15 protein-coding genes are annotated in these 15,156 nt (G+C 69.9%); 6 read left to right on the top strand and 9 right to left on the bottom strand.

Annotation, left to right across the window (positions count from 1 at the left end; all coding sequences use genetic code 11):
• Positions 1 to 22: 22 nt before the first annotated feature.
• The gene (locus ACSQ2B_RS17810) at positions 23 to 3,376 is read right to left on the bottom strand and encodes a glycosyltransferase (RefSeq protein ID WP_436051883.1); all 3,354 of its coding nucleotides are present in this window, start codon (positions 3,374 to 3,376) and stop codon (positions 23 to 25) included.
• 83 nt (positions 3,377 to 3,459) lie between these two features.
• Complete coding sequence (locus tag ACSQ2B_RS17805) at positions 3,460 to 3,963, bottom strand: DUF2306 domain-containing protein (protein ID WP_436051881.1); 504 nt, start codon at positions 3,961 to 3,963, stop codon at positions 3,460 to 3,462.
• A 97-nt stretch (positions 3,964 to 4,060) separates the two neighbouring features.
• On the opposite strand from ACSQ2B_RS17805, the gene ACSQ2B_RS17800 reads away from it, so the two are divergent.
• The 3 genes from ACSQ2B_RS17800 to ACSQ2B_RS17790 all read left to right on the top strand — a co-directional run bounded on the left by ACSQ2B_RS17800 (position 4,061) and on the right by ACSQ2B_RS17790 (position 7,034).
• A complete protein-coding gene (locus tag ACSQ2B_RS17800) occupies positions 4,061 to 4,855 on the top strand; it encodes a LytTR family DNA-binding domain-containing protein (RefSeq protein WP_436051880.1) in 795 nt (264 codons plus the stop codon).
• Positions 4,856 to 5,020: 165 nt separating this feature from the next.
• Positions 5,021 to 6,220, top strand: a complete 1,200-nt coding sequence (locus ACSQ2B_RS17795) for a hypothetical protein (RefSeq protein ID WP_436051879.1) — start codon at positions 5,021 to 5,023, stop codon at positions 6,218 to 6,220.
• Positions 6,221 to 6,296: 76 nt separating this feature from the next.
• Positions 6,297 to 7,034, top strand: coding sequence for a lysozyme inhibitor LprI family protein (locus tag ACSQ2B_RS17790; RefSeq protein WP_436051877.1), 738 nt, complete (start codon positions 6,297 to 6,299; stop codon positions 7,032 to 7,034).
• A 92-nt stretch (positions 7,035 to 7,126) separates the two neighbouring features.
• On the opposite strand, the gene ACSQ2B_RS17785 is transcribed toward ACSQ2B_RS17790, so the two are convergent.
• The gene (locus tag ACSQ2B_RS17785; protein WP_436051875.1) at positions 7,127 to 8,116 is read right to left on the bottom strand and encodes a malate dehydrogenase; all 990 of its coding nucleotides are present in this window, start codon (positions 8,114 to 8,116) and stop codon (positions 7,127 to 7,129) included.
• Positions 8,117 to 8,261: 145 nt separating this feature from the next.
• On the opposite strand from ACSQ2B_RS17785, the gene ACSQ2B_RS17780 reads away from it, so the two are divergent.
• Positions 8,262 to 8,681, top strand: coding sequence for an HIT domain-containing protein (locus tag ACSQ2B_RS17780; RefSeq protein WP_436051873.1), 420 nt, complete (start codon positions 8,262 to 8,264; stop codon positions 8,679 to 8,681).
• Positions 8,682 to 8,697: 16 nt separating this feature from the next.
• On the opposite strand, the gene opgC is transcribed toward ACSQ2B_RS17780, so the two are convergent.
• The 3 genes from opgC to ACSQ2B_RS17765 form a co-directional block, all read right to left on the bottom strand.
• The gene (opgC, locus tag ACSQ2B_RS17775) at positions 8,698 to 9,912 is read right to left on the bottom strand and encodes an OpgC domain-containing protein (RefSeq protein WP_436051871.1); all 1,215 of its coding nucleotides are present in this window, start codon (positions 9,910 to 9,912) and stop codon (positions 8,698 to 8,700) included.
• A gap of 295 nt (positions 9,913 to 10,207) precedes the next feature.
• Positions 10,208 to 10,759 (bottom strand): hypothetical protein, encoded by a 552-nt coding sequence (locus ACSQ2B_RS17770; protein WP_436051869.1) that lies wholly within the window; start codon positions 10,757 to 10,759, stop codon positions 10,208 to 10,210.
• A gap of 18 nt (positions 10,760 to 10,777) precedes the next feature.
• Positions 10,778 to 11,641, bottom strand: coding sequence for an HpcH/HpaI aldolase/citrate lyase family protein (locus ACSQ2B_RS17765; protein ID WP_436051867.1), 864 nt, complete (start codon positions 11,639 to 11,641; stop codon positions 10,778 to 10,780).
• A gap of 59 nt (positions 11,642 to 11,700) precedes the next feature.
• On the opposite strand from ACSQ2B_RS17765, the gene ACSQ2B_RS17760 reads away from it, so the two are divergent.
• Positions 11,701 to 12,084, top strand: coding sequence for a DUF2237 family protein (locus tag ACSQ2B_RS17760; RefSeq protein WP_436051865.1), 384 nt, complete (start codon positions 11,701 to 11,703; stop codon positions 12,082 to 12,084).
• 29 nt (positions 12,085 to 12,113) lie between these two features.
• Here ACSQ2B_RS17760 and thpR read toward each other — a convergent pair whose 3' ends face one another.
• On the bottom strand, positions 12,114 to 12,647 hold the full coding sequence (thpR, locus tag ACSQ2B_RS17755; protein WP_436051863.1) for an RNA 2',3'-cyclic phosphodiesterase: 534 nt from the start codon (positions 12,645 to 12,647) through the stop codon (positions 12,114 to 12,116).
• 181 nt (positions 12,648 to 12,828) lie between these two features.
• Between thpR and ACSQ2B_RS17750 the strand changes: the two genes are divergently transcribed.
• Positions 12,829 to 13,578, top strand: a complete 750-nt coding sequence (locus ACSQ2B_RS17750) for a Bax inhibitor-1/YccA family protein (RefSeq protein ID WP_436051861.1) — start codon at positions 12,829 to 12,831, stop codon at positions 13,576 to 13,578.
• An 86-nt stretch (positions 13,579 to 13,664) separates the two neighbouring features.
• Here the strand turns inward: ACSQ2B_RS17750 and ACSQ2B_RS17745 are convergent, their stop codons facing one another.
• Positions 13,665 to 14,000 (bottom strand): DUF2794 domain-containing protein, encoded by a 336-nt coding sequence (locus ACSQ2B_RS17745; protein WP_436051859.1) that lies wholly within the window; start codon positions 13,998 to 14,000, stop codon positions 13,665 to 13,667.
• 332 nt (positions 14,001 to 14,332) lie between these two features.
• On the bottom strand, positions 14,333 to 15,028 hold the full coding sequence (locus ACSQ2B_RS17740; RefSeq protein WP_436051857.1) for a DUF1223 domain-containing protein: 696 nt from the start codon (positions 15,026 to 15,028) through the stop codon (positions 14,333 to 14,335).
• Positions 15,029 to 15,156 lie beyond the last annotated feature (128 nt).

The following is a 15,156-nucleotide window of genomic DNA, read 5'->3' as shown; positions in this document are numbered from 1 at the left end:
TCTGCGCAGTCTTGAGGCGCCGCTAGCCGGCCCCCTCGACCGCCGCCGTCGCCCGCCGTTCCAGCTTTCCCCAGCCGACGCGGACGCCATGCAGGGCCGCGCGGATCGACTTCACCACCACGTAGTACATCAGCTGGCGGTAGCCGAACCGCTGGACCGGCATCCACACCAGATCCCCCCAGGGCGCGCGTCGCTCCAGCGCCATGCCGATGGCGCCCGCCGAGAGATCCAGGAAGATGAAGGCCGCCCAGTAGAAGAGCGGCCGCATGAGGTCGTCCGCCGACCACTCGATCGGATGGAAGGTCCAGCTGTAGAGCGCCGAAAGCGCGCTCCAGACGATGGCCAGGTCGACCACCGGGGCGAGGGCCGTGAGGAAGATCTGGAACAGCCAGATCTGCGGCAGCGCCACAAAACCAAGCACCGGCCGTTGCGGGTTGAAGAGGGCGGCGCGATGCTTCCATAGGCACTGCAGGGTGCCGAAGGACCAGCGGAAGCGCTGTTTCAGCAGGCCCGCGACGGTTTCCGGAGCCTCGGTGTAGGCCCGCGCCTCGGGGTCGAACTCGACCCTCCAGCCGGCGCGCTGCACGGCGATCGTCAGGTCCTGGTCCTCGGCCAGGGTGTCCGCCGGATAGCCGCCCAGCGCCTCCAGCGCGGACCGGCGCCAGGCGCCCACCGCGCCGGGCACCACGGTCACCGCGCCCAGGGCCGCCAGCGCCCGGCGCTCCAGGTTCTGGGCGGTGACATACTCCAGCGCCTGCCAGCGGGTGATCAGGTTGCGGCGGTTGCCGACGATGGCGTTGCCGGCGACGGCGCCCACCTGCGGGTCGGCGAACCAGCGCACCAGCGCCGGAATGGTGTCCGGCGGGAACAGAGTGTCGGCGTCGAGGGCGACGACGATCTCGCCCCTGGCCTCGGTGAGGCCGCGGTTGAGGGCCCGGGCCTTGCCGCCGTTCTCGAAACGCCGCAGCCGCACCCGCGGCTCGCACGCGAAGGCCTCGGCGACCACCTTCGCAGTGCCGTCCGACGAGCCGTCGTCCAGCACCAGGACGTCCAGCCTTGGCCAGTCCGAGGCGAGGATGCGGCGCACCGAGGCGACGATCACCTTCTCCTCGTTGAAGCAGGGGATCAGCACACTGACCGTCGGGCCCCGGGCGGGATCGGGCATCGGCGGGGTGCGACGCTCGATCTTCATCCGGTGCGCCAGGGCCAGGGCGGCCAGGAACACCAGCCTGAGAACGCCCAGCACGATGGCGGTGATGAACAGCGCCTGCAGCACCACCTCGGCGCCGTGCAGGAAGCCGAAGCCTATCCGGTCGAGCAGCAGCTCGACGGAATTGCGCGAGGTCGGCGGCATCGCCTGGGCGGCGGTCATCCCGGCGAGCTGAGCGACGGTGACCAGGGTGTAGCCATGGGCGCGGATCTCGTCGATCAGCTGCGGCAGGGCCGCGACGGTGCGGCTGCGGTCGCCGCCGGAGTCGTGCAGCAGCACGATCTGGCCCGGGCGGTTGGCGTCCTGCAGCCGGGCGATGGTGGTGTCGACGATGTGGTCCGGGTCCGGCTTCTTCCAGTCGTCCGGATCGATGCGCAGGCCGACGGTCAGATAGCCCTGCTGCTGGGCGGCCAGAAGCGGCGCCACCTCGCGCGGGGTCGAGGGCTCGGCGTCGCCGAAATAGGGCGGGCGGAAGAGGCGCTGGGAGCGGCCGGTGATGGTCTCGAACAGCCGCTGAGTGGCGTTCAGCTCGACCACCGTCTGGGCGGTCGGCGTCTCGCCGATGTTGGGGTGGGTCCAGGTGTGATTGCCGACGTCGTGGCCTTCGCGCACCTCGCGGGCCACCAGCTCAGGCTCGCGCGACATGTTCTTGCCGATGACGAAGAAGGTCGCCGGCGCGTGCTTCTGCTTGAGGATGTCGAGGATCTGCGGCGTCCAGCGGGCGTCCGGCCCGTCGTCGAAGGTCAGCGCCACCCAGCCGGGTCGCCAACCGTAGCGCTGCACCACATAAGAGGTCGGCAGCACGTCGTAGAGCTCGCCGGAGATCAGGCCGGTGTCCGGATCGATCTCCAGCTTGCGGTGACCGGGCTTGGGCGTGTCCTCCACCCGCAGGACCTCGCCTTCGCCGTCGAACTCCACGTCCTGGCCCGGCCTCAGCTCTTCCAGCCCCGCTGCGCTGGCCTGGCCGAAGTCATGGCGCATCAGCTTCCAGACCAGCTGGTCCTCGCCGCCCATGCGCCACAGCGCATAGCCCATCGGCCGGAAGCCGTCGGCGACCCGCATCTGGTTGAACAGGGTGGCGGCGTCCAGATACCAGACCGAATGCTTGCGCCCGACGTCGTCGACATAGCCGTAGCTGGGATTGAGGCTGGCTTCGTCCATCTGCGGCTGGGCGCCGGAATCGTGCGCCGTCTGGGTCGCCTCGATGAAGGTCACCGCGTCCGCCGAGCCCGGCTTGCCCTTCTGCGGCAGGGTCCAGTCGTAGCCGTAGGAGCCGAGCGCGATGACCGTGCGCGCCGGGTCCAGCTGCTCCATGTCCTTGGCGAGCCAGGTCTCGAACCAGTCCTGGCCGGCGGCGGGGCCTGGGTCGCCCGTGCCGTAGTGCTGGTCGTAGGCCATGACCACGACGGCGTCCGCGGCGGCCTGCATGCGCTTCAGCGGCCAGTGCTCGTCGAACGGCACGGTCACCCACACTTCCCGTCCGCTCGGCGCCAGCGCCGCGCGCGCCTTGGCGATGAAGTCGGGGTAACGCTGGACCGAGGCGGCCGAGAGATTCTCCAGGTCGAAGACATAGCCGGCGTAGCCGCGCTTCTGCGCCTGGTCGACCAGGGTGGCGATCAGGGTCTGCTGGGCGGCCGCATTGGCCAGCAGGGCGTCGGCGGCGCGACCGTTCCAGACGCCGTCACGGGCGTTGAACACGCCGGGCAGGATCGACGGCGGCTTCTTGGCCGCGGCGATGATGGCGCGGGCCTCAGGGTCGGCGGTGAAGTCGACCTTCCCGCTTGCGCCGTTCAGCTGCACCCACTGTGGCGAGACCACGTCCAGCTCGTTGACGTGCTCGGCCAACGATCCCCGCGAGGTCTCGTCCCAGGACACGTAGAAGCCGACCGACAGCGGCTTGGCGACCCCGCCCGGCGCCGCCGCGGTCCGCGGGTGCGGAATCTTGGTCCAGTGCTGATGGCCCTTGATCTTGTGGGCGGTCTCCACGTGCAGCGCCTGCAGCGCCCTCGGATCCTTCAGGGAGACGCCCGGCAGGCGCGGCGCGATGGCCAGGGTGGCGAAGAAGGCCGCGAGAAGCAGCGCGCCCAGCGCGACCAGCAATCCCGAGAAAAGCCGCACCTTGCGGGCCCGTCGCCCCGTGGGATCGTGGAAAACCAGATCGTGCATCGGCCCTCAGGCTCGGAAACATTCTGCTGGCAGCGTGCACGCCGAACGTGACGGAAGTTGGCTCCAGCTCAAGCTTGATTAGCTCAACCGAAGACCAGCATCCACAGCGTCCTGCCGGGCATGAAGGCGATGAACAGGTTGAAGGCGAACCCCCCGTAGAACAGCCCCATCATCGTGCGCCGGTGCCGGACCACGTCATGCCGCCTGGCCCAGAACACCGCGAGCGGCAGGACGATCAGGGTCCACCCCGTGAGCAGATGAAGGACCGAGTAGCGGCCCGGTGTGATGCTGGTGATGAACAGCGACGAGCCCGCGACGAGGGCGACCAGGCCTGCCCAGGCCCAGCCGGCGATCCGGTGAAACGTCCGCCCCTTGCGGATCAGCATCAGCGCGGCGCCCAGCGCCAGGGCCGCCAGGGCGGCGGCGAGATGGACCGCGATCACCGGCGGGATCCGCGCGATCGCTTCAGCCGTCGGCAGGTGCGGGCGCGCGCCGGCGGCCATCCCCAGGATCGCGACGACGGCCAGGCCGACGAGGATGGCGGCGCGTGGCCTGGCGCGCGCCGGGGTTTGCGGGGTCGAGGGCATCAACGTATCTCCAGCTTGTCAGCCGCGGCGGCCGTTCGCCGGCGGCGGAGCCAGGGCTGAGGGTTCGGCTTTCGATGCGCCAGCGCCGATACGTGCAATGACGCGCCCACTTCGTGAAGCGCCGCCGGCCGCCGTTCGCGCTTCGCCGACGGCCTGGCCCGGCCGGGCCGCCGTCGGGCGCACCGCTCTGGCCGGCGCCGTCGTCGGCCTTTTCCTGGGCCTGGTCGGGGCCTACGGCAGCGAGGCCGTGCCGATCGTTCCGCGCACGCTGGAGATGGTGGCGATCGCGGTGACCGCGAGCCTGATGGGCATGGCCGTCTTTGTCCTGACGGGGCGCCATCCGGCGATCGCCGCCCGCTGGTGGCTGCATGGTCTCGCAGCGGCCCTGGTGATGACGGCGCCCATGGCGGTGGTGGTCTGGATCGCGCTCCAGGCGGTCATGCGTCCGGGCCCGCCGGCGACGACCATCCCGGGCTTCCTGCCGACCTCCGCCGTGACCTCGGCCTTCTTCTGCCTCTGGGTGGCCTACCAGCGGCGGCGGCGCATGGCGCCGAACGCCGCGGCGGCCGCGCCGGCGGCCCCGAAGATCCTCGACCGGCTGCCGCCAAGGCTGCGCGGCGCAGAGCTCTGGGCGGTGGAGGCGGAGGATCACTACCTGCGTCTGCACACCTCGCTGGGCCAGGACCTGATCCTGCTGCGCTTCTCCGACGCGCTCGGCGAGCTCGAGGGGTTGGAGGGGACCCAGGTCCACCGGTCGTGGTGGGTCGCGCGCGGCGCCATCCTCGAGGCGAGGCGCGCCGACGGCCGCGCGGTGCTGAAGCTGAAGGGCGGCGTGCAGGCGCCGGTCAGCCGCACCTTCGCGCGCGGCCTGCGCAGCCGCGGCTGGATCTAGGGTGACCTGAGACGATCTGCCCATGGCGCTGCTCTGGCGCGCGCGCCAAGATTATGCCTCAATCGCACCCGGGAGAGCGCGAGACGGGAGCAGGTTCGGCCAGGGGCGTGGCCGGGCCGGATCTTGTCGCGCGTCGAGGGATCTTTCGAAGTTTCGGGATCCGTCATGCCGTTCGATCGCCGCCTCTCAGACCGCACCCGGGACCCTGCCGCCGACCCGCTGGTCAGCCGGCCGCACCGGGTCTCGCCGCCGCTGATGCTGGCGGGGGTGGCGGGCGCCTGCCTGCTGGGCGCAGGCCTGGGCCTCTGGGCCCGTCCCTCCGCCGCCGAACGGGAGCTGGCGCCGCGCCGCTTCCCCGCCGCCCCGGCCCAGGCGAGCGCCCCGCGCCAGATCGAGATCCGCGTCGATCATCCGCCGGCCCCGCCCGTTCTGGCGGAGCCGGCCGCAGCGCCGGTCGCGCCGCAGCCGCCCGCCCCGGCGCAGACGCCGGCCGCCCCGGCCGAGCTGCTGGCGCCCAAGGCGCCCCCAGAGGGGCTGATGCGGGTGCACGCCGTCGCGCCTGAGCGTCTGGCCGAGGCGTCGCGCCCGGTGCGATCGACCAAGCCCGCCCCCACCGCCGAGGCCGTCACGGAGAGCCGCAAGGCCGCCGACCTGGCCGCGCGGAAGGCGGCCGAGGCCCATGCTCGGGCCGATGCGGCGCGCAAGGCCGAGGCCGAGCGAAAGGCCGCGGAGGCGCGGGAAGCCCGCGCCGAGGCCAAGGCGGCCGCCGCCCGCAAGGCCCGGCGCGAAACGGCCCGCATCGCCGCCGCGGCGGAAGCCAAGGCTCACGACAAGGCCGAGCGTCGTCTCGCCGAACTCAAGGCGACGGAGCGTCGGCTCGCAGACCAGAAGGCCGAGGTGCGCAAGCGGACCCAGCTCGCCGAGGCCAAGGCCGCCAAGCTCGCCAAGGCGGCGGCGGCCACGCGACTGGCCGAGGCGAAGGCCGCCAAGACCGCGAAAGTCGCGGCCGCGCGCCGGGCCGAAGACAAGTCCGCTCGCCTGCTGCAGGCGAAAGCCGCCGCGTCCCGTCCCGCCAAGCCGGTGCGGCTGGCCCAGGCCGCCCCGCGCTGCGCCTCGTCCGATCCCGGCGCCGCGCTCGCCTGCGCCGATCCGGCGCTGGGCGCGGCGGATCGCCAGCTGGGACGCGCCTATCGTCAGGCCCAGGCCGCCGGCGTGTCGCAGGAACGGCTTGAACGCCAGCAGCAGCGCTGGTTGGCGGCGCGCGCCAACGCGGCGCGCCAGGCGCCCTGGGCCGTGCACGACATCTACCTCGCCCGCATCGCCGAACTGCAGGACCAGACGCGCCAGGCCTCGGACGGCGACTGAAAGCGCGGACCATGCAACCGACGGGGAAAGCCGGGGATTAGATCGGCCGAGGGATTGTCCTTGCGAGACCTGTTTCATGCCGATCGACCGCACCGGGGATCCCTGGCCCAGGACCGCCGACAAGGACTTCTCCGGCGGCCCTCCGCGCCGAAGGGCGCTGCTGATCGGCGGCGTGGCCGCAGCCCTCCTGCTGGGCCTGCTGTTCGGCCTCTGGGCCCGGCCGCAGCTGACCGGTTCGAAGCCGACGTCCGGGGCCGCCCCGTCGGCCGCCGATCTCGCCACGCCCAGCGCCAGCCAGGTGCCGATCACCGTCAATCCACCGCCCGCGCCGGAGCCCCTGCCCCGGGCGCCGGGCCGGCTCGAGACCCTGCCGCCGGAGATGGCGGCCGCCGCCCGCGAGCAGGCCGAGGCGCTCGCGCCGAGCCTGCCGCCCCTTGCAAACGTGGCGCCGGGCGCGCCTGACGCGTCCCTGCCGGCCCCGCCGGAGATCGCCCCCGTCCCGCCGGCGGCGAGCGAGCCCGCCCCGGTCCCCGGCGTGCGGGCCAGCTTCGACTGCGCGACGGCCGGGCCGGGCGCCGAACAGATGGTCTGTGCGGATCCGGCGCTGGCCTCGGCCGACCGGCAGATGGCGCGGACCTATCGGCGCGCCCTGCGCGCCGGCGCCGAGCCTGACGTCCTGCGCCAGGAGCAGCGCGACTGGGCAGCGATCCGCGAGGACGCCGCCCGTCATTCGCCTCGCGCCCTGGCCCAGGTCTATGACCAGCGCATCCGGGAGCTGAACCAGATCGCCGACGAGGCGCCGGGCGGGGAGTAGGGCCGGAAAACAAAAGGGGCGCCCGCTTTGCTGCGAACGCCCCTTCAAGCTGCCAGCTCCCCCTGCAAGCGGGGGAGCAGTTCGCCCAGGCCTTAGCCCAGCATGTCCTTCACGGTGTCGCGCTCGCCGACCAGCTCGTCATTGGTGATGGCGATCTTGCTCTTGGCGAAGTCGTCCATCTCGTAGCTGGTGATGACTTCATACGCGCCCGGCGCGGTGGTCTTCACCGGCATGCCGGCCCAGACCCCTTCGGAGAAGCCGTAGCGGCCTTCCGAGTTGATCCCCACCGAGTGGATCGCGCCCGGGGTGACCAGGTCGCGGACGTGGTCGACCAGGGCGTTGGCCGCCGAGGCCGCCGAGCTCTGGCCGCGGGCGTCGATGATCGCCGCGCCGCGCTTGCCGACCGTCGGCAGGTAGTCGTTCTTCAACCAGGCTTCGTCGCCGATCACCTCGGCGGCCGACTTGCCGCCGATCTTGGCGTGGGTGAAGTCGGCGAACATCGTCGGCGAGTGGTTGCCGTAGATGAACAGCTCGCTGACGTCGTTGATCGAGACGCCGGCCTTCTTCGCCAGCTGGGCGCGGCCGCGGTTCTCGTCCAGGCGCACCATGGCGGTGAACCGGTCGGGGGCCAGGCGCTTGGCCTGGCTGGCGGCGATCATCACATTCGTGTTGCAGGGGTTGCCGACCACCGCGACGCGGGCGTCGTCAGCGGCCACGGCGTCGATCGCCCGGCCCTGGGCGATGAAGATCTTGCCGTTATCCTTCAAGAGGTCGGCGCGCTCCATGCCGGGGCCGCGCGGCTTGGAGCCGACCAGCACGCACCAGTTGGCGTCCTTGAAGGCGACGTTGGCGTCGTCGGTCAGGATCATGTCCTGCAGCAGCGGGAAGGCGCAGTCCTCCAGCTCCATCGCCACGCCCTTCAGCGCCTTCTGGGCGCCTTCGGTCGGGATTTCGAGCAGCTGCAGGATGATCGGCTGGTCGGCGCCCAGCATGGCGCCCGACGCGATACGGAAGAGAAGGGCGTAACCGATGTTGCCGGCGGGGCCGGTCACCGCGACGCGGATCGGCTTCTTGGTCGCCATGGGTGCTGCTCCAGTAGCTTGAATGGATGGGCCGCCGATGCGGTCGGCGGGTCCCGTAGCTCACACGCGGCCATGCCGCAATGCCGCAGGCGGGTGATTCGCAAGGCTGCTTGGCTCTTCTGCATAAGCGTGGTGAGAGCGAGGCATGTTCCAGCTCGATCCCGCCTTCCTCGCCACCTCCGAAGCGCTCGGCGATCTGGCGCTCTGTCACGCCCGGCTGCAGGCCGACGCGCGCTATGCCTGGATCGTGCTGCTGCCCCGGATGGCGGACGCCCGCGAGCTGGAGGACCTGGCCCCGGACCAGCGCGTCCGGCTGATGGACGAGATCCTCGCCGCCGGGGCGGCGGTGCGCGCGGCAGGCGCCGCCCTCGGCCGGCCCGTCGCCAAGCTCAACGTCGGCCAGCTCGGCAACGTCACCCCGCAGCTGCATGTCCACGTGGTCGGCCGCCGCCCGGACGACGCGGCCTGGCCAGGGCCGGTCTGGGGGCATGGGACGGCGCAGCCCTATGCGGCCAACGCGCTGGCGACGGCCGTCGGAGCGGCGAAAACCGCCCTTGGCCTCTAACGAGACAGGGCGCCGTTCAATCAACCGAAGCAAGCGGCGCCGTCGCCAGCGCTCCCGCCTGTTTGGCTGCGGCTTTTTTCGCCTTCTCGCGACGCTGGACCTGAGCATGCAGCCACGCGGGAATGTAGAGTGAAAGAACGCACAGGATGAGCAGGCCGTTCGCAAGCAGGGGAGCGGGCGGGCGCCCCTTGAACGCAATGTCGATGCCGTAGACCACCAGCATGTGAAAGGCGAACACCTGCAGCGAATGCTGCCCCAGGAACACCAGCGCCTTATGGCTGAAGACCGAATGAACCACGCGTGCAGCGCCCCGGATGAGCCGCACGGGCGAATTGATCCCGGCGACCAGAAGCCAGGTCACGACGAAGAGGTCCGCCAGGAACGCCACGAAGTAGATGTCGGCGAACACCCCCCGGTCGGTCCGCGCCAGGAAGGCCGCCGAAAAGCCCGGCGAAATCAGTTCGTTGAAGATGATCCGGTCGAAAATCCCGAGTGCGACGATGGTCGCCATGCCGATATAGGCCGCAAACGTCCATTGCGGCTGCTTAAGCCAGTCGAGGTTCAGTTTTCCATTCGCGAGCCTGTAGCCGACAAACAGACCCATTGTGAATAGGACTTGCCAGCCAAAGATGTTGAAGAAGATCGAGAACTTCATCTTGACGCCGTAGTGGGCGACGAAGGCCTCCAAGGCGCGCTGGATCGTCTCCAGCATCCCCGTCTGGGCGAAGATCCACAGACTCAAGGACACAATCACGACAGGGGCGATGTATCCGCGCTTGAACGCCATGAGGAAGAGAGGCGTCGCCATAAAAAAGTAGATGTACATTGGCAGAATGCCCATGTGCATAGAGGCGCTGATCAGCGTGGCGCTAGCAAGCGTAAAATACGCCGGCTCCGTAGCGTAGCTCTTGAGAACATCGGCATTAGAGAAGACCGTTAGAGCCCCGAGTAAAAACAGCAATATCAATGCAATGTGGTATTTGTATATCTCACCACATCGCTTGAATACCGCCTTCCATAGAGCGGATGGGCCTTTTTTGTCGAGGATCCCGCCGTAGACAAGCCCGACGACGAGACCGGATAGAAATATGAATCCCTGAGCGTCCTCTACCCAGCCGAAATAGTGATGATTGAACCTACCGAGGGCCGCATTCAGCGTCAGGTTGGAATGGACGATGACCATGAAAACTAGGAAAAATCCTCGAAAGCCGTCTAGAATTCTGTAACGCATGGCCTTACCCATCCCCTAGTGACTGACTATCCGGATTGCGAGAAGCTACAAACACTCGCAACCGCGCCGTTGGGCTCCTGGGCTGAGCCCTGACCCAAGGCGAAGCGCGCCGACGCAAGGCTCGAACGGCGGCCCCTCGGAACCTTCGGCCCGCAACGACGACTCCGGGCCCGAGGACACGAGGTTGCGCGAAGCTCGAATGACTCCGTAGCACGCCCTCCCCCCCGATTTCATCGCTCCGCGAGGTCGGCGAAGCCTGATCTGCGACGGCGACGCGATTCGAGGCGCCTTCGCCTCAGGGGAGGGACCTCGCCGCTGCGACCTTCGGCATCCGCCGCAGCGTCACCTTCGTCCGCTTTCCGTCCTGCTCCAGCTCGCCATGGAGGTCGGGACGCAGCCTGACGGTCACCGGGGCCTGGCCGGTCGGCGTGAAACGGATCAACAATCCTGGCGGCGCCCGCTGGACCATCTCGAGCACCCCGGAGGCCGACGGGTCGCCAGATCTGCGCGGGTCGCGCCAGGCGCCCTCCACAGCGGTCTGCTTGTCGACCAGCTGGAGGGCGTAGAGATCCTTCTTCTTCCTCGCCAGCGTCCAGCCGCCGTCGAGCGGGCCCTGGAACTGCTCGGCCGAAGCCGCGGAGGAGATGATCCGGGAATCGTAGGCCAGGTCCGGCACGGTCTTCGGCGGCTCGGGCAGCTTCCCGGGGGACTCGACATGCGGGCCGGGCGGGCCCGGAACCACGACCGGCAGGGGCGGAATGGCTGACGGGGGATTGGTCTGGGCGAAGGCTGCAGGCCCTCCCGCAACCGCCAGAGCCAGCCAGATCCCCGCGAACGCTCGCTTCATCGCTTCACTCTTGCCCCGTCACCCTTGCAAAGCGGCGATCGCCTCCGAAATGGCGATCAGCCGCTCGGCCTCGGCCAGGTGAAGACGCTCCACCATCTTGCCGTCCACCTTAAGAACGCCCTTGCCAGTGTTTTCGGGCGCCGCAAACGCCGATGCGACCGTGCGCGCCCAGGCCACACCCTCAGCAGTGGGCGTGAAGGCGCGGTTGGCGGCCTCCAGATGCGTCGGATGGATCAGGCTCTTGCCGTCCATGCCGAGGTCGAGGCCCTGCTCGCACTCGCGCGCCAGGCCCTCGAGGTTGGGGATGTCGTTGTAGACGCCGTCGAGGATGGCCACGCCGTTGGCGTGGGCGGCCATCACCGCCAGCGACAGGGCCGGGACGAGCGGCGCCCGGTCAGGCCGCGCCCGGCAGCGCATCTCCTTGACCAGGTCGTTGGAGCCGACGATCCAGACGTCGTTCTTCGCCGAGGGCGCGGCGCGGCCCAGCGCATCCAGGGCGAAGATGGCGGCGCAGGTCTCGATCATCGCCCAGAGCCGGGTCTTCCCCTGCAACGGCGCGGCGTAGTGGGCGAGGTCGTCGGGGCTCGCCACCTTGGGGACCAGCACCGCGTCGGCGCCAGCCGCGGCCGCGGCGCCCAGGTCGGCGGCGCCCCAGGGCGTGTCGCGGCCGTTGATCCGGATCACCACCTCGCGCGCGCCAAAGCCGCCGGCCTTCACCGCCTCGACCGCCAGCTGGCGGGCTTCGGCCTTGGCCTCGGGCGCGACCGCGTCCTCCAGGTCGAGGATCACGACGTCGCAGGCCAGCGTCTTGGCCTTCTCGATGGCGCGCGCGTTGGAAGCGGGCATATAAAGGGCGCTACGGCGCGGACGGTTGGCGGTCATCGGGACGGGCCCTCCTGGGCAGGTGGCGGACGCCCCCTCTTAGCGATTAGAATGAGACCATGACCACCCGTTATGATGCCGGCGCGAAGAACGTCCTTGGCGGCGAGCTGCAGGCCTGCTCCCTCGAACCGATCACCGGCTTCTTTCGCAACGGCTGTTGCGAGACCAGCCACGAGGATCTCGGCATGCACACCGTCTGCGCGGTGATGACGGCCGAGTTCCTCGCCTACTCCAAGTTGGCCGGCAACGACCTGTCGACGCCCATGCCCGAATATGGCTTCGCGGGCCTGAAGCCCGGCGACCGCTGGTGCCTGTGCGCCCCGCGCTGGAAGGAAGCTCTCGACGCCGGCGCCGCGCCCCAGCTGGTGCTGGAGGCCACCCACGAGGAGACCCTGGCCATCGTCCCGCTGGGCGTCCTCAAGGATTACGCCGTGGAGGCTTGAGCGCCCTCCCTCCCCATTAAGGGAGGGAGTTATAAGGCATACTCCGCCTCCAGCCGGTACAGCGCGCCCTCGCCGCCCAGGAAGCTGGAGTAGAGGCCGAAGCGGTCGACCCAGACCGGCGGAGACTTCAGGAGGTTGTTGGCCTGGATCCAGGCGGCGACCTCGGCCGGCGCCGGATGGCGCAGATAGGCCAGGGTGACGTGGGGCCGGTAGTGGCGCTTGTCGGGCTTCAGGCCGACGCGCCGGGCGGCGGCCTCGCAGGCCTTGGCCAGCCGCCGCAGCTGCGCGTTCTCGGCGACGCCGGCCCAGATCGTGTTGACGTCGCCGCCTTCGCCGAAGGCCCCCACGCCCTCCAGCACGATCTCGAACGGCCCGCCGCCGAGGGTCGATAGCTCGAGGTCGAGGTCGCGGGCCAGATCCTCCCGCACCTCGCCGAAGAACCGCAGGGTCAGGTGCAGCTGGGCGGCCGTGCGCCAGCGCGCGCCCTCCAGGCCGGTCTGACGGCGCGCCAGGGCGGGGACGATCTCGTCGGGCACGGGAACGGCGGCGAACAGGCGGATCATGTCGCGAACCTAGCGCGCGCCGTCGCGGCTCGCCACGGTCGGCGGCCGCAGGCGCGGCCGCCGACACCTCGCGCCGCGAGGGTTAATTCCCCTTAATCTGTAGGGCCTTGCGTCGGCCGCTCGGGCGCACGATATTTCGGGGGCGTCCAACAGGGGGCGCCAGCCAAGGGCTTTGCCTCAGATGAGCGACTTCAACCGCGGCTACACGCGCACGATCCCGGTCGATCGCGCCGACATGTCGGTGGACGCGGGACTTCGCAGCTTCATGCTCGGCGTCTACAACAAGATGGCGCTGGGCCTCGTCCTTTCCGCAGCTCTGGCCTGGGTGACGGCCGACTTCGCCCCGGTCCAGCAACTGCTCTACGTCATGACGCCCGAGGGGCGCTTGGCCGGCTTCACCCCGCTCGGCACGATCATCCGCTTCGCCCCGCTGGCGGTGCTGCTGGGGGCCATGTTCATCCGCAACCCGAGCCCGCGCGCGGCCGGCATCGTCTACTGGTCGGTGGTTTCGGGCATCGGCGCGGGCCTGGGCGTCTGGCTCCTGGCCTACACCGGCGTCTCGGTGGCGACGACCTTCCTGATCACCGCCGCCTCGTTCGGCGCGCTGAGCCTGGTGGGCTACACCACCAAGAAGGACCTGACCGGCTTCGGCAGCTTCCTGACCATGGGCCTGTTCGGCCTGATCCTCGCGTCGCTGGTCGGCATGTTCCTGAAACTGCCCGGCCTGACCTTCATCATCAACGTGGCGGGCGTGCTGATCTTCGCCGGCCTCATCGCCTACGACACCCAGCGCCTGAAGATGACCTACTACGAGCTGGGCGGCGACCAGGGTTCGATGGCGGTGGCCACCAACTACGGCGCGCTCAACCTCTATCTGAACTTCATCAACCTCTTCCAATTCCTCCTGCAGTTCACCGGCAGCCGCCGCTAACCGCACCAGGATCGCAGACACGGAAACCCCGGCGGGAAACCGCCGGGGTTTTTTGTACCTCCCGCCGCTACGCGGGGGAGGTAGGGCTAATCCACCACCCGGAACCGGCCCTTGTCGAAGACGCGCAGCACCTGCTCCAGCTCTTGGCCGCGCCGCAGGATGACGCCGCCCTGGCCGATGACCGCCCAGGCGCCCTGGCGCCGCGCCAGCGCCGGCCGCTTCTCGATGCGATAGAGGGGCTGTTCGGACGCCCTGCGGAAAACCGAGAAGACCGCGACGTCGCGCAGCCCATCGATCGCATAGTCACGCCACTCGCCCGCCGCCACCATTCGCCCGTAGAGGCTGAGCAGCCGCACCAGTTCGCGACGCTCGAAGAAGGTGCGGGCCCCGCCGGGCGCGGCATAGGACGGATCGAAAGCCATCGACGTCGAGCCTAAACCGAATCCGCGCGTTAAGGCGAGACCCGGCCCCGGGGCGCCTCAGGTTAAGAGAGATTAATCTCGCGCCCTGAAATGACCTTATTTCGGTCCCCTGCGCGCCTGATGCGGAGGGCCTTATGCTGCCTGTCGGTTGGCCACATTCGTTGGTCCCGGATCCTGAACAGCCCCCCCAGCCCCCCTGGACCTGCGGGTTGGTCGACCGACACACAGATCGCCCAATACCTGAGCCCGCGCGGACCTCTCCAGCCGCGCGGGTTCTTGTATTTTCGGCCTGTGCGAACGGAGGCTGGGCTAGCCGGGACGGGCGCCCGGGTTCAGTTCTTGGCGCGAGCGACGGCGAGGATGCGCCCGCCGCGGGCCCCCTGCAGGATGATGGCGGTCTCCAGCCCCTCTTCCGAGGCCTCGGGCAGGCGGTAGGCCACAGCCCGGCCGCGCCAGCCGCCCAACCGCTTCATCTCCCGCACGACGTTCTTCTGCACCACTGTCTGGCCGCGGTTGTCGCCGCTCTTGATGACGACCTCCTGGTCGCGCGGATCGTAGCGCACCAGCCAGACCTCGGCGGAGCTGCGCTGGGCGCGGCCGGTGCCCACGTCGACGCGGCGCTGGTTGACGAAGCGGATCTGCGGCGGGTCGGCCGGGGCGCGGATCGCCTCGCGCACCAGCTTGTCCACCCGGTCCGGCTTCAGGCCCGGCGCCTGGGCGCGGCCGTCGACGATGACCTGGGGGGTGTAGGGTTCGCGCAGGGCGAGCTTGGCCACATAGGCCTTCTGGCGCTCGGCGTACTCGGGCTTGGCGAAGGTGTCGGACCAGCCGAGGTAGTCCCAGTAGTCGACCGGGAAGGTCAGGACCAGGACGCCCGGGCGCTCGGCCAGCTTGGCGGCGTAGGCGTTGGCCTCGCCACAGGAGGCGCAGCCCTGGGCGGTGTACAGCTCCACCACCACCGGCGGCTTCGCCGCCGCGGCCGCCGGGAGGGCAAGCAGAACAAGACTGAAGACCGCGCCCTTCCGCATCGTGGCGAGGCTTAAGCGGAGTTCCCCGCGCTGTAAATCACAAGAAGGCGTGAGAGCGAGCACGGCAGGCCCCCTCCGCCGCTTCGCGGTCCCCCTCCCCCAATGGGGGAGGAGAATCGCAGCTTCAA

It is taken from the genome of Phenylobacterium sp. LjRoot225 (assembly GCF_964252855.1).
Classification (GTDB): Bacteria; Pseudomonadota; Alphaproteobacteria; order Caulobacterales; family Caulobacteraceae; genus Phenylobacterium.
The sequence above is the reverse complement of the archived record's forward strand: the minus strand, read 5'-3'. Positions and strand labels throughout refer to the sequence as shown.